Annotated in this window: 18 protein-coding genes and 1 pseudogene; 8 read left to right on the top strand and 11 right to left on the bottom strand. The window is 60.4% G+C overall.

Annotated elements, in window-relative coordinates; all coding sequences use genetic code 11:
* Window positions 1-156 precede the first annotated feature (156 nt).
* Together DOCECA_RS18890 and DOCECA_RS18885 are read left to right on the top strand one after the other, a co-directional pair.
* Window positions 157-747: an NAD(P)H-dependent oxidoreductase gene (locus DOCECA_RS18890; RefSeq protein WP_434649025.1), complete on the top strand. Its 591-nt coding sequence runs from the start codon at window positions 157-159 to the stop codon at window positions 745-747.
* Between the two features lie 42 nt (window positions 748-789).
* Window positions 790-1716 carry a LysR substrate-binding domain-containing protein gene (locus DOCECA_RS18885; protein WP_434560799.1) on the top strand — a complete coding sequence of 309 codons (927 nt, stop codon included), beginning with the start codon at window positions 790-792 and terminating at the stop codon, window positions 1714-1716.
* A 120-nt stretch (window positions 1717-1836) separates the two neighbouring features.
* Here the strand turns inward: DOCECA_RS18885 and DOCECA_RS18880 are convergent, their stop codons facing one another.
* Window positions 1837-3282 (bottom strand): SulP family inorganic anion transporter, encoded by a 1446-nt coding sequence (locus DOCECA_RS18880; protein ID WP_445570924.1) that lies wholly within the window; start codon window positions 3280-3282, stop codon window positions 1837-1839.
* 273 nt (window positions 3283-3555) lie between these two features.
* Here DOCECA_RS18880 and DOCECA_RS18875 point away from each other — a divergent pair, with 273 nt between their 5' ends.
* The 6 genes from DOCECA_RS18875 (at window position 3556) to DOCECA_RS18850 (ending at window position 8488) form a co-directional block, all read left to right on the top strand.
* Window positions 3556-4905 (top strand): GntT/GntP/DsdX family permease, encoded by a 1350-nt coding sequence (locus DOCECA_RS18875; protein ID WP_420765634.1) that lies wholly within the window; start codon window positions 3556-3558, stop codon window positions 4903-4905.
* A 21-nt stretch (window positions 4906-4926) separates the two neighbouring features.
* On the top strand, window positions 4927-5787 hold the full coding sequence (locus DOCECA_RS18870) for a MurR/RpiR family transcriptional regulator (RefSeq protein WP_434675833.1): 861 nt from the start codon (window positions 4927-4929) through the stop codon (window positions 5785-5787).
* 1 nt (window position 5788) lies between these two features.
* A complete protein-coding gene (locus tag DOCECA_RS18865; protein WP_434649021.1) occupies window positions 5789-7255 on the top strand; it encodes an N-acyl-D-amino-acid deacylase family protein in 1467 nt (488 codons plus the stop codon).
* Window positions 7256-7386: 131 nt separating this feature from the next.
* On the top strand, window positions 7387-7755 hold the full coding sequence (locus tag DOCECA_RS18860) for a glyoxalase superfamily protein (RefSeq protein ID WP_434560793.1): 369 nt from the start codon (window positions 7387-7389) through the stop codon (window positions 7753-7755).
* A gap of 71 nt (window positions 7756-7826) precedes the next feature.
* Complete coding sequence (locus DOCECA_RS18855; RefSeq protein WP_039592371.1) at window positions 7827-8072, top strand: FitA-like ribbon-helix-helix domain-containing protein; 246 nt, start codon at window positions 7827-7829, stop codon at window positions 8070-8072.
* Window positions 8069-8488 (top strand): type II toxin-antitoxin system VapC family toxin, encoded by a 420-nt coding sequence (locus DOCECA_RS18850; protein WP_434560789.1) that lies wholly within the window; start codon window positions 8069-8071, stop codon window positions 8486-8488. Before DOCECA_RS18855 ends, DOCECA_RS18850 begins: the two co-directional genes overlap by 4 nt.
* A 53-nt stretch (window positions 8489-8541) precedes the next feature.
* Here the strand turns inward: DOCECA_RS18850 and DOCECA_RS18845 are convergent, their stop codons facing one another.
* From DOCECA_RS18845 to DOCECA_RS18800, 10 genes and pseudogenes are all read right to left on the bottom strand, one after another.
* Window positions 8542-9246, bottom strand: a complete 705-nt coding sequence (locus DOCECA_RS18845; protein WP_420765661.1) for a methyl-accepting chemotaxis protein — start codon at window positions 9244-9246, stop codon at window positions 8542-8544.
* Between the two features lie 201 nt (window positions 9247-9447).
* Window positions 9448-10326 (bottom strand): annotated as a pseudogene (locus DOCECA_RS18840) (methyl-accepting chemotaxis protein); the annotation flags it as partial.
* Between the two features lie 473 nt (window positions 10327-10799).
* Entirely contained in the window at window positions 10800-11540 is a 741-nt protein-coding gene (locus tag DOCECA_RS18835) for an SDR family oxidoreductase (RefSeq protein ID WP_434649019.1), read from the bottom strand.
* Entirely contained in the window at window positions 11537-12694 is a 1158-nt protein-coding gene (locus DOCECA_RS18830; protein WP_445570923.1) for an alkene reductase, read from the bottom strand. Before DOCECA_RS18830 ends, DOCECA_RS18835 begins: the two co-directional genes overlap by 4 nt.
* Window positions 12695-12729: 35 nt before the next feature.
* The gene (locus DOCECA_RS18825) at window positions 12730-14199 is read right to left on the bottom strand and encodes an NAD-dependent succinate-semialdehyde dehydrogenase (RefSeq protein ID WP_434560783.1); all 1470 of its coding nucleotides are present in this window, start codon (window positions 14197-14199) and stop codon (window positions 12730-12732) included.
* Between the two features lie 93 nt (window positions 14200-14292).
* Window positions 14293-14976, bottom strand: a complete 684-nt coding sequence (locus DOCECA_RS18820; protein WP_420765626.1) for a type 1 glutamine amidotransferase domain-containing protein — start codon at window positions 14974-14976, stop codon at window positions 14293-14295.
* 317 nt (window positions 14977-15293) lie between these two features.
* On the bottom strand, window positions 15294-15896 hold the full coding sequence (locus tag DOCECA_RS18815; protein ID WP_445570922.1) for a TetR/AcrR family transcriptional regulator: 603 nt from the start codon (window positions 15894-15896) through the stop codon (window positions 15294-15296).
* Between the two features lie 191 nt (window positions 15897-16087).
* On the bottom strand, window positions 16088-16915 hold the full coding sequence (gene phnX / locus DOCECA_RS18810; RefSeq protein WP_434560780.1) for a phosphonoacetaldehyde hydrolase: 828 nt from the start codon (window positions 16913-16915) through the stop codon (window positions 16088-16090).
* Window positions 16916-16993: 78 nt separating this feature from the next.
* Entirely contained in the window at window positions 16994-17866 is an 873-nt protein-coding gene (locus DOCECA_RS18805) for a LysR substrate-binding domain-containing protein (protein WP_420765623.1), read from the bottom strand.
* Between the two features lie 41 nt (window positions 17867-17907).
* Window positions 17908-19203, bottom strand: a complete 1296-nt coding sequence (locus DOCECA_RS18800) for an MFS transporter (protein WP_434560779.1) — start codon at window positions 19201-19203, stop codon at window positions 17908-17910.
* Between the last annotated feature and the right edge of the window lie 70 nt (window positions 19204-19273).

The raw sequence follows: 19273 nt of genomic DNA, 5'->3' as shown, positions 1-19273 counted from the left end.
GCAACAATCGGGCAGCGATTCGTGCATATGGATCAAAACAGTTTTGCCGTTCGGGTGCTTATTCCACGCGAGTCTCATCGGTACTCTGCCGCCATCTTTTTAATCTTCCAGTGAGCGACGGCCCAGCGGCCACGCCTGGAATCGATGAGGCTTGCAATGAAAAAAGTCCTGTTGCTCAACGGCGGTAAGCAATTCGCCCATTCCGACGGTCGCTACAACGCCACCCTTCACGACACCGCGCTCAGCGTCCTGGACCGCGGCGGCCTTGATGTGAAAACCACCTTCATCGACGGTGGCTACGACATCAAGGAAGAAGTCGCCAAGTTTCTCTGGGCCGACGTAATCATTTATCAGATGCCCGGCTGGTGGATGGGCGCTCCGTGGACCGTGAAGAAATACATCGACGAAGTCTTTACCGAAGGCCACGGTAGCCTCTATGCCAATGACGGCCGGACTCGTTCCGATGCGTCGCAAAAATACGGCAGCGGTGGTTTGGTACAGGGCAAGCAATACATGTTGTCGCTGACCTGGAACGCCCCGCAGCAAGCCTTCGACGACCCGACGGACTTCTTCGAAGCCAAGGGCGTGGACGCGGTGTATTTCCCATTCCACAAGGCCAATCAATTCCTGGGCATGACCGCTCTGCCGACCTTCCTGTGCGTGGACGTGATGAAGCGCCCGAACATCGAAGAAGATGTGGCGCGGTATGAGCGGCATCTGATCGAGGTGTTCGGCCTTTCGCGGTAATCGGGCTACTATCGGGACTTGCCTGAAAGCGAGAGGACACCTGTGAAAGCCAGATCCGACGAGTTGCAGATCTTCGTCTGCGTGATCGAATGCGGGTCGATCTCCGCCGCCGCCGAGCAAGTCGGGCAGACACCCTCGGCGGTCAGTCGCACCTTGTCGCGCCTGGAAGCCAAGCTCGACACCACGTTGATCAACCGCACCACGCGGCGCATGGACCTGACTGAGGAGGGCAAGTACTTCTTCGAGCAGGCCAAGGGCATTCTCGACCAGATGGATGAGCTGGAAGAGCGGTTGTCGTCTCGCCATAAGACCCCCGCCGGGCGCTTGCGGATCAACGCGGCATCGCCGTTCATGCTCCACGCCATCGTCCCCCACATCGAAGAGTTCCGCACGCTGTATCCGGATATCCAGCTGGAGCTCAACAGCAACGACTTGATCATCGATTTGCTCGAACAAAGCACGGACGTCGCCATTCGTATCGGTACGCTCACGGACTCGACGCTCCATGCCCGCTCACTGGGTTGCAGCCCGTTGCACATTCTTGCCAGTCCGGCTTACTTGAAGCGGCGGGGGACGCCCTCAAGCGTTGCCGAACTGGCGGAACATTCGCTTTTGGGGTTTGCCCAGAACGACGGGCTCAACCAGTGGCCACTGCGTCACATCCACGGCGATCGCTGGCCGATCCAGCCGGCCATCAGTGCGTCCAGCGGCGAAACGGTGCGTCACCTGGCGCTGCAAGGGCAGGGCATTGCCTGCCTCTCGGACTTCATGACCCGGGACGACATCCGCGCCGGTCGGCTCAAGGTGTTGCTCGCCGATGCCAACAGCGGTTATCGCCAGCCGATCAATGCGGTGTACTACCGCAACTCCCAACTGGCCCTGCGCATCCAGTGCTTCCTGGACTTCATCCAGGGCAAGCTCGCCGGGTACGCTTCGAGTCCCAAGAGAGCCGACCAGATCGTTAATTAAAGCGTGGAACCTGTGGGAGCGAGCTTGCTCGCGATGGCCCCGGGTCAGTCAGCATTGATATGGCTGGCCCAACGCTGTCGCGAGCAAGCTCGCTCCCACAAATTTTGTGCCGGGGTCCTGTCAATCGTGGTGCACATCCGCGCGCTTGAGCATCTGCTTGCAACGCTCGGACAGATGAAACACCCGCAGGTGCTTGCCGGCCTTGCTGTAGCGCTCGCGCAGGGTCATCAGCGCGGCGATGGCCGAGTAGTCGACGAAGCTCAGGTGACGACAGTCAAGGGTAACGAGATCAGGGTCGTTGGCCGGATCGAACTGGTTGAGAAACGGCGTCGTCGAGGCGAAGAACAAGGTGCCGTGCACGCGATAGAGCTTGCTGCCGTCCGCTTCCAGTTGCGCGTCGGCATACAGCTCCCGGGCTTGTTGCCAGGCGAAGTTGAGCGCCGCGATGATAATCCCGCAGAGCACGGCGACGGCCAGGTCGGTGAATACCGTGATGACAGTCACCGCGATGATCACCAGCACATCGTTCGCCGGTACCTTGTTGACCACTCGCAACGAGGCCCAGGCGAATGTCTGCTGCGACACCACGAACATCACGCCCACCAGCGCCGCCAGCGGAATGCGCTCGATCAGCGGCGACAGGAACAACACGAACAGCAACACCATCACCCCGGCCACGACGCCCGATATCCGCCCGCGGCCGCCCGAGCTGAGGTTGATCATCGTCTGGCCGATCATGGCGCAACCGCCCATGCCACCGAACAACCCGGAGGCCATGTTGGCCGCGCCCAGCGCCACGCATTCACGGTCAGGATAACCGCGGCTCTCGGTGATTTCGTCGGTCAGGTTCAGGGTCAGCAGGGTTTCCAACAAACCGACCATCGCCATGATGACGGCGTAAGGCGCGACGATCAGCAGGGTTTCGAGATTCCAGGGAATGTCCGGCAGGGCGAAAACCGGCAAGCCGCCTGCAATGTGCGCCATGTCGCCCAGCGTCCGGGTAGGCAAGCCAAGCAGATAGACCGCCAGGCCAACGCCGAGGATCGCCACCAGGGCGGGCGGCACGCTGCGGGTCAGGCGCGGCAGCAGGTAGACGATGGCCATCGTCAGCGCCACCAGGCCGACCATCAGGTAGAGCGTGGGGCCACTGAGCCAGGCGCCGTCGCGCTTGAAATGCTCCAGTTGCGCCAAAGCGATGACAATTGCCAGGCCATTGACGAACCCCAGCATCACCGGATGCGGCACCATGCGCACCAGCTTGCCCAGTCGCAGCAGCCCAAACGCCGTCATGATCAACCCGCCCAGCAGCACGGTCGCCAACAGGTATTGCACGCCGTGCTGTACCACCAGCGCGACGATCACCACCGCCATGGACCCCGCCGCGCCCGACACCATCCCGGGCCGACCACCGAACAACGCGGTCAGCGTGCAAATGATGAACGCGCCGTACAGCCCCATCAATGGGTTGAGGTGCGCCACCAGGGCGAAGGCGATGCATTCGGGGAGCAAGGCGAAAGAAGTCGTGAGGCCGGCGAGGGCGTCGGCGCGAAGGCGTGCTGGTTTCATGGTTTACCTGACTGGGCGCCGGTGGACGGTCGGCTGCCGGGGAAGCGGTGTGAAGACAGGTGCGGATGGTACGGAATTGAGTGCAGGGCGGCCAGTCGTCTGTGGGCGATGAAAATCTTGCGCTGAATTTTCATCGTCGCCCTGTCGCGATGTCCATCAGCGACATTTTTTGTCTGTGCGCGAAAATTACTTTCAGTGGGTTTGAAGATTTCCCGTCGAAATGATTTATGACTTTCACAACACATCGACGTGACCCCATTCGAGGAGTAACGCATGGCACCTGCTTTCGGTTATTGGCTATTGGTCTACGCGGCCATTGCCATCATTGCATTGATCGTCCTGATTGCGCGCTACCGGCTCAATCCGTTCATCGTGATTACCCTGGTTTCCATCGGCCTGGCGTTGCTGGCCGGGATGCCGCCCTCGGGTGTGGTGGGGGCGTACGAGGCGGGTGTCGGCAAGACGCTGGGGCACATCGCGTTGGTGGTGGCCTTGGGCACGATGCTTGGCAAGATGATGGCCGAGTCCGGCGGCGCGGAGCGGATGGCGCAGACGTTGATCGAACGATTCGGCGAGCGCAATGCCCATTGGGCAATGGTCTGCATCGCATTCCTGGTCGGTTTGCCGCTGTTTTTCGAAGTCGGTTTTGTGCTGCTGGTGCCTATCGCCTTTACCATCGCCCGACGCGTGGGCGTGTCGATTTTGATGGTGGGGCTGCCAATGGTCGCCGGGCTTTCGGTGGTCCATGCGCTGGTGCCGCCGCACCCGGCCGCGATGCTGGCGGTGCAGGCGTTCCAGGCGTCGGTGGGGCAGACCTTGCTGTACGCGATCCTGGTCGGCATTCCCACTGCGATCATCGCCGGACCTCTGTACGCCAAGTTCATCGTACCGCGCATCCAACTGCCCGCTGAAAACCCGCTGGAGCGCCAATTTCTCGATCGGGAGCCACGGGCCAATCTGCCTGGCTTCGGCATAACGCTGGGGACGATTCTGTTGCCGGTGATCCTGATGCTGATTGGCGGCTGGGCCAACCTGATCTCCACGCCGGGGAGCGGTTTCAATCAGTTCCTGTTGTTTATCGGCAACTCGGTGATCGCCCTGCTGCTGGCGACCATCCTCAGCTTCTGGACCCTCGGCCTCGCCCAAGGCTTCAGCCGCGAGTCGATCCTCAGGTTCACCAACGAATGCCTGGCGCCGACGGCCAGCATCACCTTGCTGGTGGGGGCGGGCGGTGGTTTGAACAGGATTTTGGTGGATGCCGGGGTCACTCAGCAAATCGTCGGCCTGGCCCAGGAGTTTCAATTGTCGCCCCTGGTGATGGGGTGGCTGTTCGCCGCATTGATGCGTGTTGCAACGGGGTCGGCCACGGTGGCGATGACGACGGCGTCGGGCATTGTCGCGCCCGTGGCGATTGGCCTGGGTTATCCCCATCCCGAGTTACTGGTGCTGGCGACCGGAGCTGGGTCGGTTATCTTTTCCCACGTCAATGACGGCGGCTTCTGGCTGATCAAGGAATACTTCAATATGACCGTCACGCAAACGTTCAAGACCTGGACCGTGCTCGAGACATTGATATCCCTGGTCGCGTTCGCCTTGACCCTTGGGCTTGCCCGCGTGCTCTGACCGCCATTGCAAGGAACCGTCATGGACATCCTCTACCAGATCCGCTCCCGTCAGGATTCTTTCAGCGCCGGCGAAGGAAGAATCGCCCGGCTGATGCTCGACGACGTAGGATTTGCCGCCTCCGCCAGCCTGGAAGAGTTGGCCCAGCGCGCGGAAGTCAGCAGCGCCACGCTGTCGCGCTTTGCCCGTACCGTCGGTTGCCGCGATCTGCGAGACCTACGCCTGCAACTGGCCCAGGCCAGTGGCGTCGGCAGCCGCTTCCTCGACCCCGCCGGCGCGCCCGAGCAATCGGCGTTTTATGGACAGATCGTTGGGGACATCGAATCGACGTTGCGTCAGCACTTGGCAGCGTTCGAAGAGCCGCAGTTCGGCGATGCGGTACGGATGATCGGCAAGGCACGAATGGTCCATGCGTTCGGCCTCGGTGGCTGGTCGGCGCTGTGTGGCGAAGAATTACAGGTGCGCCTGGTGCGTTTCGGCTACTCGATCGCCGCCTGCCGCGACCCGGTGATGATGCGCATCACGGCCACTTCGCTGAGCGATCAACACTTGGTGATTGCCTGTTCACTGACTGGTATCACGCCAGAGTTGTTGAGCGCGGTTGAACTGGCCCGCGGCTACGGTGCTCCGATCCTGGCCATCACCCGTGCCGACTCGCCACTGGCCCGCCTGGCCGACGTGGTGCTGCCGCTGCAAGGCGCCGAAACCTCGTTCATCTACAAACCCACGGCGGCGCGCTACGGCATGCTGCTGGCCATCGATGTGCTCGCCACTGAACTGGCGCTGGCTCATCCGCAAGACAATCAAGAGCGCCTGCGGCGGGTCAAGCTTGCCCTGGACGATTACCGTGGCGGCGACGATCGCCTGCCGCTGGGAGACTGACATGCTGTACGACACACTCATCCGCAACGCCTTGGTGATCGATGGTCACGACAAGCCTGGCTATAACGCCGACGTGGCGATTCGCGCGGGTCGCATCGAGCGCATCGGCGATCTGGGCGACACCCGGGCGGTTGACGAAATCGACGCCGCTGGCCGCGTGCTGGCGCCAGGATTCATCGACGTGCACACCCACGACGACACGGTGGTCATCCGCCAACCGCAAATGCTGCCCAAGCTCAGCCAGGGCGTGACCACGGTGATCGTCGGCAACTGCGGCATCAGCGCGTCGCCGGTTCGCCTTCAGGGCGATCCGCCGGACCCGATGAACCTGCTCGGCACCGCCCAGGCGTTTGCCTACCCACGCTTCGCTGATTATCGTTCGGCGGTGGAGGCGGCGACACCAGCGGTCAACGTAGCCGCCTTGGTCGGGCACACGGCGCTGCGCAGCAATCATCTGGACGACTTGTTGCGCACCGCCAGCGCAGGAGAAATCGCCGCCATGCGTCAGCAACTGCGTGAAAGCCTGGAGGACGGTGCGCTGGGCCTGTCCACCGGCCTGGCCTATGCCAACGCGTTCTGCGCATCCACTGACGAGGTCATGCAATTGACCGAAGAGTTGGCGGCGTTCGGCGCGGTCTACACCACCCATCTGCGCAGCGAATTCGAGCCGGTGCTGGAAGCCATGGACGAGGCGTTCCAGATAGGTCGTCATGCCCAGAGCCCGGTCATTATTTCCCACCTCAAATGTGCCGGCGCCGGTAACTGGGGACGTAGTCCACAGGTGCTCGCGGCGTTGGAAAACGCGGCGAAAACCCACCCAGTCGGTTGTGACTGCTATCCCTATGCGGCGAGCTCTTCGACACTGGACCTCAAACAGGTGACCGATGCCCATCGCATCACCATCACCTGGTCGACACCGCATCCGCCCATGGGCGGTCGAGACCTGGCAGACATCGCCGCCGAATGGGACGTGTCGCTTCTGGAAGCGGCGAGTCGCCTACAGCCGGCAGGTGCGGTGTATTACGGCATGGATGAAAGCGATGTAAGACGAATCCTCGCGCACCCTTTGTCCATGGTCGGCTCTGATGGCCTGCCCGAAGACCCCTTTCCGCACCCACGGCTGTGGGGCGCTTTCCCTCGAGTCTTGGGACATTTCAGTCGAGACATCGGGCTTTTTCCGCTGCATACCGCCGTCCACAAGATGACAGGGCTTTCAGCCGCGCGCTTCGGCCTGAAGGAGCGGGGCGAAATACGTGAAGGACATTGGGCGGACCTGGTGTTGTTCAATCCACAGACCATCCGCGACGTCGCGGACTTCAACGAACCGCAACGGGCGGCGGAAGGCATTGACGGCGTGTGGGTCAACGGCATCCTGAGTTATTGCAAAGGGCAAGCGAATGGCAAAAGAGAAGGACGTTTCCTGGCGCGTGAAGGCGACCTGCGCCACGGATTTCACTGCTCCCGATAGCATTCAAAGGCAAGCAGTTGCATTAATTGACGCCACAATAATGGCACTACGACACTAAAGAAGCCCAATCACAGGCCGAAGCATTGGAGTCAACCCATCTAAACTGGGTCTTTTCAGCCAGGGAGCAACCCATGAGCTTCGGTAAAACCACTCCGATCCTGCGGATCTTCGATGAAACCAAGGCGTTGGCGTTCTATGTCGACTTCCTGGGCTTTACCGTCGACTGGCAACACCGCTTCGGTGACGACTTTCCGTTGTACCTGCAAGTCTCCCGTGGTGACTGCGTGCTGCACCTGTCCGAGCACCATGGCGATTGCACGCCGGGCTCGGCGTTGCGAATCGAGACTGATGAACTGGAAGTCTTCCAGCAGCAATTGATCGCCAAGCAATATCGCTACGCCCATCCACAGATCCAGGCCATGCCGTGGGGTAGCCAGGACATGACCGTGATGGATCCGTTTGGGAATCGGTTGGTCTTTACGAACGCGATCAGTGTGTAACGGCGGCTGGACAATTCGACGACTCGTCGACTAATCTTGCAGTCAATGATTTCATTGATTGCGGTGGCGTTATGGCTAGTATCACGATTCGAAATCTAGATGATCAAATAAAAGAGCAACTGCGTATCGCTGCGGCTCACAATGGTCATTCAATGGAGGAAGAGGCTCGTCTTATCCTGGGGCGCGCACTGGCCACGGTTAATTCTGCGGGAGGATTGGGAAGTCGTATTCGAAACAGGTTCCGGGCCCTGGGGGGCGTTGAGCTTGACCTACCGTCCCGTGACGAAAAAGCAAAGGCGGTGGATTTCTCTGAATGATAATCCTCGATACCAATGTGATTTCCGAATTCATGCGCGTTGAGCCGGATACAAAAGTTCTGACTTGGGTCGATTCACAGCCAGCGATGGATCTGGTCATCTGCGCTATCACGGTCGCGGAAATTCTTCATGGTATAGCCAGGCTGCCCTTCGGCAAGCGAAAGCAGAAGCTCGAATCCCATGCGATGGCAATTTTTGAAGAGGATTTTGCAGGCAGGATTTTATCTTTTGATGCCCATGCGGCTGTTGAGTACGCAACGCTTGTTGCGTCGTGTGAGGCCAAGGGTAAGGCGGCGGGTATGGCCGATGCGCAAATTGCGGCTATTTGCCGGTCTCACGGCGCGCCGATTGCCACACGCAACATAAGAGACTTCGAGTTTCCGGGGATTGAGGTGATCAACCCCTGGAACGCTTGAGCTGCATCGGTAGGCAAGACGCCCGTTTCCATTGGAAGCGGGCGTTTGCGTAATCAAACCCTGAAATGACTGACCATCTGCTGCAACTGACCGCCCAACCGCGCCAGTTCAACACTGGACGCTGCGGTCTCTTCGCTGGCGGCGGCGGTTTGTTCGGAGACATCGCGCACGTTGATGATGCTGCGGCTGATCTCTTCGGCCACGGCGCTCTGTTGCTCGGCGGCGGCGGCGATCTGCTGGTTCATCGACTGGATGTTCGACACCGTGCGGGTGATGTTCTCCAGTGACACGCCGGCCTTGCGGGTCAGTGCCACGCTACTGTCGGTGAGGTTGCGGCTGTTGTTCATCACGGCGGCCACTTGCTGGGTGCCGTTCTGCAGGCCGGCCACCAGGCCTTCGATTTCCTCGGTGGATTTCTGCGTGCGTTGGGCCAGGCCACGGACTTCGTCGGCGACGACTGCGAAGCCACGACCGGCTTCACCGGCGCGGGCCGCTTCGATGGCGGCGTTGAGCGCCAGTAAGTTGGTCTGCTCGGCGACGGCCTTGATGACGTCCATCACCGCGCCGATCTTGTCGCTTTCCTGCTGCAGAACGGTCATCGCATCGGTAGAGCGCACCACTTCACTGGCCAGGCGTTCGATCTGAGCGATGGCTTCGTTGACCACCTGGTCGCCATCACGGGCTTCACCGTCGGCGGCGGCCGCGGCTTGGGACGCTTCTTCGGCGTTGCGGGCGACTTCCTGGACCGTGGCGGTCATCTCATGCATGGCGGTCGCGACCTGGTCGGTCTCGACTTTCTGGCTGTTGACCCCGGCGCTGGTCTGCTCGGTGACGGCCGACAGCTCTTCGGCGGCGCTGGCGATCTGCGTCACGCCATCGCGGATGCCGCTGATGAGGTCGCGCAAGGTCACGCCCATGCGGGCGATGCCTTGTTGCAAGACGCCGAGTTCATCGCGACGGGTAACGATAACGTTCTGCGACAGGTCGCCGCCGGCGATGCGCTCTACCACGGCGAGCGTTTCACGCAGCGGGCGAGTGATCTGGCGAGTGATGACCACGGCGGCAATGACGCCCACCAACAAGGCCAGCAAGGTGCTGACCAGTTGCAGCGTGCGGGCTTGGGCGCTTTCGGCGTCGCGACGATCGAGTTGGATCTGGTACAGCTGCTCGCTCAGGGAGACGATGGCCGCGCCTTGGTCAGTCATTTCCTTGCGTGCCTGTACAACATCGGCCGTGGCCAATTTGAAAGCCTGTACGGCGCTGCGGTATTGGACCAGGGTCGACTCAAGCTGGCGCAGCTCACCTTGGCGGGTACTGGCGAAGTATTCATCGAGCGGCTTGAGCGACGCGATGGCGGCATCCAGTTGGGCGAAGGCCTTGCGTTCGGTATCGGCGTTGGGGTTGGCGGTATAGCCGCGCACTTCATAACGAGCCAGCATGAACGCCTGCTTGGTCTGGGTAATGGCCTGGAACTGCTCAAAGCGTTCATCGCTGAGGGCCATTTGCTTGACGTCCGAATCGATTGCTTCGATCAGCTTGTAGGCCGTCTCGGCGTTTGCGCCCATGACCTCACGGGCGGAGTTGCCGGTACGGTAGGCGCTGCGCATTTTGTTCAGCGACACTTGATAGGCGTTGATGGTCGCATTCTGCTCTTTGAGCAGTTTGACGTTTGCAGGGCTTTTGAAACTGTTGAGCAGCGCGTTCTGCTGCGCCAGGAAACCATCAAGGGTGGTCTGTACATTTTGCGCGGCGGTCTCGTCGCCGTTGGTCAGCATGTATTGCAGGCGCGTGACGCGCAGCTTGGTCAGGCCAGCGTTGAGCTGGGTGATGTCGCTCATCCAGTTGCTGCGGTCTATCAAGCCACCCAGGCTGGTCCAACTGGTCAGGGCCAGGAGACAAGTCAGTACCAGCACCAGGCCGAAGCCCAGGCCCAGTTTCATGTTGACGCTAATGTTGCCAAACCAGCTATTCATCAAATTCCTCCAGGAACGTTGCGCTGCTTGATCGTCGGTTGGCTGGAAGATTGTTGTTGTTAAGAGCCAGCAAAAACGTTTAACGGAGCTGTATCGGCGGCTGGTCCTGAATCTGAAAGTTTTTTTGTCGGGATGAGGAATGACAGGCAAAAAAAAGCCCGCGGGAGAGCGGGCTAAAACCTTAGTTTCTTGAATGAGCGAGGGGACTGTAACGGATCACATGAAGACCCGGGGTGAAGAAAAATTCATTCGATGCGGCTACGTATGTCCCGAGTACCGGTGGACGATCCGCACCTGAAGTCCTCTACGGTCAAGTCCCCTTTTGTCTTTCCCTGTTGTCAAAATTCCTGTTGAGTCGGACGGAGCACGATTTCGTTGATGTCCACATCGTTCGGCTGCTCGATCGCGAAAGCGATGGCACGAGCCACCGAGGCAGCCGGGATTGCTTTCTTATAGAAGTCCAGCACGGTGTCTTTGGCTGTGCCGAAGGTGCTGTGCTTGAGGTCGCTGTCCACCGCGCCGGGTGCGATGGACGTCACGCGAACCTTGTCGCCTACTTCCTGGCGCAAGCCTTCGGAAATGGCGCTGACGGCGAACTTCGTTCCCGAGTACACCGTTCCACCGGGTGCAAAGACTTTCACTCCAGCCACGGAGCTCAGGTTGATGATGTGTCCGCTTTCCTGCGCGAGGAAACGTGGCAGCGCCGCTGCGATACCGTAGAGCGTGCCCTTGAGATTGACGTCGATCATGGCGTCCCATTCATCGGTGTTGACCTCCGCCATGGGGCGAATCGGCATCAGTCCGGCGTTGTTGATCAGCACGTCGAGCTTGCCGAAGTCGGTCACGACCGCGGCGACCACGGCCTCGACCTGGCGTTTGTCGGTGACGTCGAGGGTGTAGGCTTTGGCCGCGCCACCCTGGCGAGCGATCCCGGCCACCACTGCCTCCAGTTTGTCAGTCCGCCGTGCGGCCACTGCCACCTTGGCGCCGCGTGCGGCCAGCAGGCGAGCGACTTCGGCGCCGATGCCGGTACTGCCGCCGGTAATCAGGACGACTTTGCCTGCGATTCCTTCGTTCATGCCAATACCTCTTCTTTTACGTCAGATGTGGAGGGGCTGTACCGCGGGTAGTCGGTGAACCCTTGCTCGTTGCCGCCATACAGCCCAGCGGCGTCCAGAGTGTTCAGCGGCCAGCCGTTGGCGATGCGCTCAGGCAAGTCGGGGTTGGCAATGAAGGGACGACCGAACGCAACCAGGTCGGCCAGGCCCGCTTCGACCAGGCGTGCCGCGCGATCCGCAGTGTACAAACCGGCATAGATGATGCGACCGCTGAACGTGCGTCTGACCTCGCGACGAAACGCGTCGGGCAGGTCCGGCGCATTCGGCCAGTCGGCTTCGGCGATCGAGAGGTAGCCTACGCCTGCTTGCTCAAGCACCTTGATGGCCTCGATGTAGGTCTGGTGCGGATCTTCTTCGACAAAGCCGATGTACACCCGGTCTTCGTCGGTGCTGGTGAACAGCGGCGTGAAGCGCACCCCGACGCGTTCGGGCCCGACCACGGCGCTGACGGCTTGCACCACTTCGCGCAAGAAGCGCAGGCGGTTGTGCAGCGAGCCGCCGTATTCATCGGTGCGCTGGTTGGCATGGGTCGAGATGAACTGATTGACCAGATAGCCATTGGCCGAGTGGATTTCAATGCCATCGAAGCCGGCGCTCTGGGCATTGCGTGCGGCCTGGGCATAGAGTTCGACCAGCGTCTTGATCTCGGCGACGCTCAATTCCCGAGGCATGGACGGTTCCACCAGAGTACCGGTGCCAGGGCCGGTTTCGATGAAGGCCTTGGCCTTTTGCGCCTGGATCGGCGACGGCGCGATGGGGGCGGCGTTGTTGGGCTGCAGTGCGTTGTGGGACACCCGGCCAACGTGCCAAAGCTGGGCGAAAATCACCCCGCCCTTGGCATGCACGGCGTCGGTCACGGTGCGCCAGCCATCGATCTGCGCCTGGCTGTAGATGCCTGGCGTCCAGGCATAACCTTTGCCCCGAGGCTCGATCTGGGTGCCTTCGCTGACGATCAGGCCGGCGCTGGCCCGTTGTTGGTAGTAGCGAGCCATCAGGGCCGTGGGAATGTCGCCGGGCTGTCCGCTGCGTTGGCGGGTGAGTGGCGGCATGACGATGCGGTTCTTCAGCGTGATGGAGCCCAACGAGGTGGGCTCGAACAACGAGCGATGTTCCATGATTCGATTCCTTGTCGCGTCAATGTCGGGTTGGCTTACAAACCACCGAGGCTGAGGTATTTGAGGTTGAGGTATTCATCCAGGCCGTGAGTCGAGCCCTCGCGGCCGATACCGCTATCCTTGACCCCGCCGAAGGGCGCTTCGACGGTGGTGATGACCCCGGCGTTGATGCCGATCATGCCGCTCTGCAAGGCGCGGGAGACGCGGAAGGTGCGCGCCAGGTCGCGGGTGAAGAAGTACGCGGCCAGGCCGAACTCGGAGGCGTTGGCGGCGTCGATGCCTTCTTGTTCGGTGCTGAAGCGGAACAGCGCGGCCACGGGGCCGAAGGTCTCTTCCTGGGCGATGAGCATGTCGGCTGTGGCGTCAGCGATCACGGTGGGCTCATAAAACGTCGCGCCGAGCGCATGGCGTTTGCCACCCAGCAATACGCGACCGCCTTTGGCTTGGGCGTCTCGCACGTGCGCATCGACCTTGCTGACGGCGGCCTGGTTGATCAGCGGGCCTTGCTCGACGCCCTCATCGAAGCCGTTGCCGATTTTCAGCTGCCGGACCCGTGCCGTCAGGCGCTTAGCGAACTCGTCATAGATACCGTCCTGGACATAGAAGCGGTTGGTGCATACGCAGGTCTGGCCACTGTTGCGAAATTTTCCGGCGATGGCATTTTCGACGGCCAGGTCGAGGTCGGCGTCGTCGAAAATGATGGTCGGTGCGTTGCCGCCCAACTCCATCGACAATTTCTTCATGCTGTCGGCGGATTGCTTGTACAGCAGCTTGCCGACGCGGGTGGAACCGGTGAAGGTGATCTTGCGCACCAACGGGTTGGCGGACAGTTCGCCGCCCACCGCGGCACCGTCGCCTGTGACGACATTGACCACACCGGCGGGGATGCCTGCTTGCTGCGCCAACACACCATAGAGCAGGCCGGAGAACGGCGTGAATTCGGATGGTTTGATGACGATAGTGCAGCCGGCCGCCAGCGCCGGAGCGACTTTGCGCGAGAGCATGGAGAAGGGGAAGTTCCACGGCGAGATCGCTCCCACCACGCCGACGGGCTCGCGGGTGACCAGGATCTGCCGGTCTTTCCAAGGCGAGGGAATGATCTCGCCATTGATGCGCCGCGCCTCTTCGGCGAACCACTGAATGTAGTCGGCGCCCAGTTTCATTTCGTTGCGCGCTTCGGCCAGCGGCTTGCCTTGTTCGAGCGTCAGCATGCTGGCGAGGATGTCGAGGTTGTCGCGTACCAACTGCGCCATGCGATTGAGCAGGATGGCGCGCTCTGCCGCGGTGGTCAGTGACCAGGATGCGAACGCTGCCTGTGCGGCGTCGATGGCGCGACGTGTTTCAACAGCGCCGCTCCAAGGGATCTGGCCGATCTGGCTCTCGGTGGCTGGGTCGTTTACCGCGAAGTGGCTGGCGTCATCCGCTGCCACCCACAGGCCGTCGATATAGTTGGCTTCTTTCAGCCAGCCAGCGTCTTTGATCTGCTGCAAGTTGAACGCAGTCATGGGTGTCTCCAGGAATGTGAGGGCTTTTGCCGATGGCGTCGGGGGATGTCGTAGAGTGCGGGAGACCTGCGGCGTCTCCCGCCCAAGGCTTGATCAGGCGTTGTTCAGCAGCTCTGTCAGGACCTTCGCGGCTTCGCTGGACGAGCCGGGGTTCTGGCCGGTGATCAGCAGGCCGTCGCGAACCACGTAGGAGGCCCAGTCCGGGCCTTTCGAGTACAGGCCGCCGTTGGCCTTGAGCATGTCCTCGACCAGGAAGGGCACGACGTGGGTCAGGCCGACTGCCTCTTCTTCGGAATTGGTGAAACCGGCAACTTGCTTGCCTTCGACCAAGGGTGTGCCGTCAGCCTTCTTTACATGGCGCAGGACGCCCGGGGCATGGCACACCAAGGCAGCGGGCTTGCCGGCGGCGATGAAGGACTCGATCAACTGGATCGAGACCGGGTCTTCTGCCAGATCCCACAGCGGGCCGTGGCCGCCTGGGTAGAAAACCGCATCGAAATCGGCAGGCGATACGCTGTCCAGGCGCACGGTGTTGGCGAGCAGCGCGGTGGCTACGGCATCGGTTTCGAAGCGGCGGGTCAGGTCAGTCTGGAAGGACGGCTCGTTGCTCTTCGGATCGAGCGGTGGCTGGCCTCCCGCTGGGGACGCCAGGACGATCTCGGCGTTGGCGCCCAGGAAGGTGTAATAAGGCGCCGCCAGCTCTTCGAGCCAAAAACCGGTTTTGCGGCCGGTATCGCCAAGGGTGTCGTGTGAGGTCAGAACCATGAGAATTTTCATTTGTGCTTCCTTTTTTCAGTTGGATCGTGAGGTCACGACAAATCGTTAAATTAGACCGGTCGTCTAGATGGTTGGCGGCGAACGATCATTGGTTGACTGGCTAAGGCTGTAGTTCTTTGTTCCCAGAGGTGAACGTGTTGCTACGGTATTTCAAATTAGACCGGTCGTCTAGTAACTTTTTGAAATTTTTTACGGGTGCTGTTCAGGGGCTGCAAGTGAGCGTGGGAAGAATCGTAGAAACGTCGGGGAAAAAGCGGCGAGGGATGACGCGAGCAGTGCGACGCCGTGACGGGCGCTACACCGCTCATGCCGGTGCATCAGGACAGGTTGAGAAGCTGGCGAGTCGTGGACATCGCCGTCTCGAAGGGTCGGACGCTCTTGGTGATCTTCACCATGACGCTAGCGCCGACCCAAAGTTGATAGAGGCTCTGCGCAACCTCGTGGGGAGTACCGCTGATGGTCAATGAGCCCTCGGCCAAGCCGGACTCGATCCCACTCGCCAGGCGATCGATGATTCCTGACGTACCGCGGTTAAGCACTGCACGCATGGCCTCGGAAAGGTCAGCGACTTCCACGCCCAGCTTCACCGCCAGGCACTTGCCCTGGCAATCATGAAAGGACTGGGTGTCCTGCCAGATGCGGAAATAGTCCAGCAGACGCTGCGCCATCGTCAGGCCCGGCTGGGCGAGGGTCCGGTCGATATCGTCGAGATAAGTCTCGAAATAGTTCTCGAGCAGGGCCTCGCCAAACGCGTCCTTGGAGCCAAAGTAGTGATAGAACGAGCCCTTCGGCACACCGGCAGTCGCCAGGATCTCGTTCAGACCCACCGCGGTATAACCTTTGGCGGCCATGATTCTTTGGCCCACATCAAGGATGCCTTGGCGGACGTCGGATGTTTCGCGGATCTTTAGAGTATTCATGGGGGCGATGCTAATCGTTTCTAGTCGATCGGTCTACTAGTGGGAGATGAATGCCGCTGCTTCGTGGGTTATGAAATGGCAGGCACAAAAAAGACGCCTTTTGGGCGTCTTTTTTGTTGGGCTGCGCCAGGGTCGGCGCGCCTGATAAGGCAAGTGACGATGCCAGCTGCCCGATACCCGGGAACAGGAACTCAGGTGTTTTGAGGCATTTCGCCTCTCGACAGGCGTGCATTGATGTCATCGATCACCGCCGGCAACTCGGCGATGGTGTCGATCAAGTAGTGCGGGCGCGAACCCTCGAACATGCGACCGATGCGGTTGCGCTCCTGATCCAGCTTATCCCCAGGCATGCTCTTGTATTGCTCGTAGGTCATCCCTAGAGCATTGCCCGAGCAGGTCAGTGCGACCGTCCACATGCCGGCGCTGCGACCTTCCAAAATGCCTGGCCAGGTGTCATCGACTTTCACACAGGCCGCGACATCACTGATACCCAGTGCGATGACGTTGGCCAGGGACTGTGCTGGATAAGGGCGGCCATTGGGCACTTCATCGGTGGCCACGACGTGATCAGGCTCATAACCGTTGCGGCGAGCCAACTCCACGACCTTCTCCATCACCACCGCCGGGTAGCCCGAGCAGGTGCCGATCTTCAAACCCTTATCACGCAACACCGTGATGGCCTCCAGCGCGCCCGGAATCAATGCCGAATGAAGGCCGATCTTGTCGATCTGCAGCGGCATGAAGCGCTCATAAATCGCCGTGACGTCCGCATCCGTAGGCGTACGGCCAAATTTTGCGCGGTAGCGCTCGGCAACCGCGGGCATGTCGCACAGGGTTCGGATGTGATCCCACTTGCCCATCCCCATCGGACCGCGTGCCTCTTCAAGGGACACCTCGACCCCGAACTCGCCGAACGCTTCGACAAAGATCTGCGTAGGCGCGAAGGAGCCAAAGTCAACGACGGTACCTGCCCAGTCGAGAATGGCCGCTTGCAGTTGTGTCGGTTGGTTGTAGTTCATGGTGCATCTCCAAATGACGAGTGAAAAAGTCCTGCCCCCCCATTGAATGGTGAGGCTGAGTGATGAAATCGATGGCATTCAGGTCGGTGGCGGTGTGCAGTTTTCGAATAGCTCGACAATCATTGGTCGGTTACGACGAATGCCCAGGCAGCACAGGTGATATTCGATGTGAAACGGATGATCGACAAAGGTGACCGGCCGGGTACCGGGCGTTTCCGCGTATTCCACCGCCGAGACGAAACCGATACCTATGCCCTGAGCGATGGCATGCACGATCGCTTCGCGGCTGTTGAGCTGCATGGCGCAGTCGAGCTCGATGCCGGCTCGATGACAGGCCTCTTCCACCAACTGCCGGGTGCGTGAAGCCTGCTCGCGCAAAACCACCCGCTCGCCGCGAATCTGTTCGATCCGAACCTGTTCCAGTCCTGCCCATGGATGATCCTCGCGGACCACGCCGACAATCGGGTAACGCCGATATAACTGTGTGTGCAGGCGATGATCGAACTCCGAGAGCGCCAGGATCGCCACATCGATGTCGAAGTTGTAAAGCCGATCCAGTGTTTCCCGTTCAGAGGAAAAAGACGTTTCCAACTCCACATCCGGGTACTGCTGCATCAACGCATACGTCAGGCTCATGGCGATGGGCGGCGAAACTGCGCCGAGCCTCAACAAACCTGCCTTTCGTTGGCGGAAGCTCTGCAGCAATTGCACGGCTTCATCCTCCTGACCGAACAGGCCCTGGGTGATCGCATAGAGTTGGCGACCGGCAGCCGTCATCTCGATGGAACGCCCGCGACGATGGAAGAGCTCGACGGAGAACATGTTCTCCAACGCGCTCACCTGCTCGCTGACAGTCGGCTGTCCCACGCTCAGATACTCAGCAGCAAGCGTGAAGCTGCCATTGCGAGCGACTGCGTGAAAGGAGCGAAGCCATTTGTGGTACTGATACATGGCGATTACCGATTTCGTGAGTTCCGCTGGTTAAGCCTAGGTCAGCGCCGTACGAACAATGCGACCATTGCACTGCAGATACAGGCAGAAGCGACGACTACGAATATCAATGACGTGTTGCCCGTGCTGTCCAGCATGCTGCCGATCAATGGCTCAGCCAGGCCGGCGAACAGGTAAGAGGAGAAATTCATGATGCCGGTGGCGGTGCCTGCGCGCTTGGCGCCAACCAGATCGGGGCACAGCGCCCAGAAGCTGGAGGCGGGGCCGTAGACGAAGAAACCGCAGAGGAACAGGGCGATCAAGCCGACGGTGCTATGTGCCGGCAGGCTCCACATCCATAGGCTGGTGGCTGCGCCGAGGAACATGTACAACATGATGGCCAGGTAGCGCTTGGAGCCGAATAACTTGTCGGATACCCAACCGTTGCTGAGCGCACCTACCGCCATGCCAACCGGCAGCGCGACGGTGATCCATTTCGGATCGATCCAGCTGTCGCCGCTTTTCCAGTCGGCACCCAGGAAATGCACCGGCACCCAGACGATCAAGCCATACCGCGCCGCATTCTGAAACCCGAGAGAAACGGCGGCGATGATCAGACGCGTATTCTTCAGGACTGCTTTGTAGCGCTGAGCCGAGGTCTCGACTTCATCCGAGGCTTCTTGTCCCTTGTCATCGGCGTTTGCCACGCCGGTGTCGGTAAGCGGCTCGAACCCCATGTCCTGTGGGCGCTCCCGGGCGATGAAGTAAAACAGGATACCGCCGGCCAGCATGAGCAACACTGGCAGACGGAAAATCCAGCGCCATTCGAGCTCTAACACTTCCAGCACGACCACCGATGTGACATAGGACAGAATCGAGGCACAACCTGCCGCGAACACGTAGAACCCATATACCTTGCCGCGCTCCGACACTCCCCACCAATTGGACAGCAGACGGCTACCTGGCGCCCAGCCAAGCGCCTGAAAGTAGCCATTGACGCCCCACGGTAGGATGAGGCTGACGATGCCGCTGGCGAAGCTGGTCACCCAATTGGCGGCGCAGGAGAGGACAGCCCCCAGCGTCATGATGCGGCGCCCGCCGAACTTGTCCGCCAGGTTTCCATTGATAGCTTGGCCGATGGCGTAAGCCCACAGCATCGCCGCAGAAACCCAGCCCAGGGTCTCCTTGCTCAGGCCGAACTCAGCCTGCATGCCGGGAATTGCGAAGCCGAACGTTTGCCGACCGGTGTAGAAAAACAGGTAGCAGAACATCGCCGCCAGCAGCATTCGCCACTGAGCCAAGCGAAAGGAGGGAGCTGCGGACACAGCGAGACCAGACAGAGCATGCTCACGATTCATCATGTTTTCCTTTTTGTTACGCCTTCAACCAGGTGGTCGAAGAACGGCACTCTTATTCGGTGCAACAGGA

This window comes from Pseudomonas sp. E102 (genome assembly GCF_052660185.1).
Note: the sequence above shows the minus strand (reverse complement) of the source record. Positions and strands in the feature narration are given on the sequence as shown.

Bases quoted from the DNA above. Each gene is read 5' to 3' on its own strand.
- DOCECA_RS18860 (WP_434560793.1), top strand. From the start codon at position 7,387: ATGAGCTTCGGTAAAACCACTCCGATCCTGCGGATCTTCGATGAAACC.
- DOCECA_RS18820 (WP_420765626.1), bottom strand. From the start codon at position 14,976: ATGAAAATTCTCATGGTTCTGACCTCACACGACACCCTTGGCGATACC.
- DOCECA_RS18870 (WP_434675833.1), top strand. From the start codon at position 4,927: ATGGACATCCTCTACCAGATCCGCTCCCGTCAGGATTCTTTCAGCGCC.
- DOCECA_RS18855 (WP_039592371.1), top strand. From the start codon at position 7,827: ATGGCTAGTATCACGATTCGAAATCTAGATGATCAAATAAAAGAGCAA.
- phnX (WP_434560780.1), bottom strand. From the start codon at position 16,915: ATGAACTACAACCAACCGACACAACTGCAAGCGGCCATTCTCGACTGG.
- DOCECA_RS18875 (WP_420765634.1), top strand. From the start codon at position 3,556: ATGGCACCTGCTTTCGGTTATTGGCTATTGGTCTACGCGGCCATTGCC.
- DOCECA_RS18835 (WP_434649019.1), bottom strand. From the start codon at position 11,540: ATGAACGAAGGAATCGCAGGCAAAGTCGTCCTGATTACCGGCGGCAGT.
- DOCECA_RS18880 (WP_445570924.1), bottom strand. From the start codon at position 3,282: ATGAAACCAGCACGCCTTCGCGCCGACGCCCTCGCCGGCCTCACGACT.
- DOCECA_RS18845 (WP_420765661.1), bottom strand. From the start codon at position 9,246: ATGACCGCCACGGTCCAGGAAGTCGCCCGCAACGCCGAAGAAGCGTCC.
- DOCECA_RS18890 (WP_434649025.1), top strand. From the start codon at position 157: ATGAAAAAAGTCCTGTTGCTCAACGGCGGTAAGCAATTCGCCCATTCC.
- DOCECA_RS18800 (WP_434560779.1), bottom strand. From the start codon at position 19,203: ATGAATCGTGAGCATGCTCTGTCTGGTCTCGCTGTGTCCGCAGCTCCC.
- DOCECA_RS18830 (WP_445570923.1), bottom strand. From the start codon at position 12,694: ATGGAACATCGCTCGTTGTTCGAGCCCACCTCGTTGGGCTCCATCACG.
- DOCECA_RS18850 (WP_434560789.1), top strand. From the start codon at position 8,069: ATGATAATCCTCGATACCAATGTGATTTCCGAATTCATGCGCGTTGAG.
- DOCECA_RS18865 (WP_434649021.1), top strand. From the start codon at position 5,789: ATGCTGTACGACACACTCATCCGCAACGCCTTGGTGATCGATGGTCAC.
- DOCECA_RS18805 (WP_420765623.1), bottom strand. From the start codon at position 17,866: ATGTATCAGTACCACAAATGGCTTCGCTCCTTTCACGCAGTCGCTCGC.
- DOCECA_RS18825 (WP_434560783.1), bottom strand. From the start codon at position 14,199: ATGACTGCGTTCAACTTGCAGCAGATCAAAGACGCTGGCTGGCTGAAA.
- DOCECA_RS18815 (WP_445570922.1), bottom strand. From the start codon at position 15,896: ATGAATACTCTAAAGATCCGCGAAACATCCGACGTCCGCCAAGGCATC.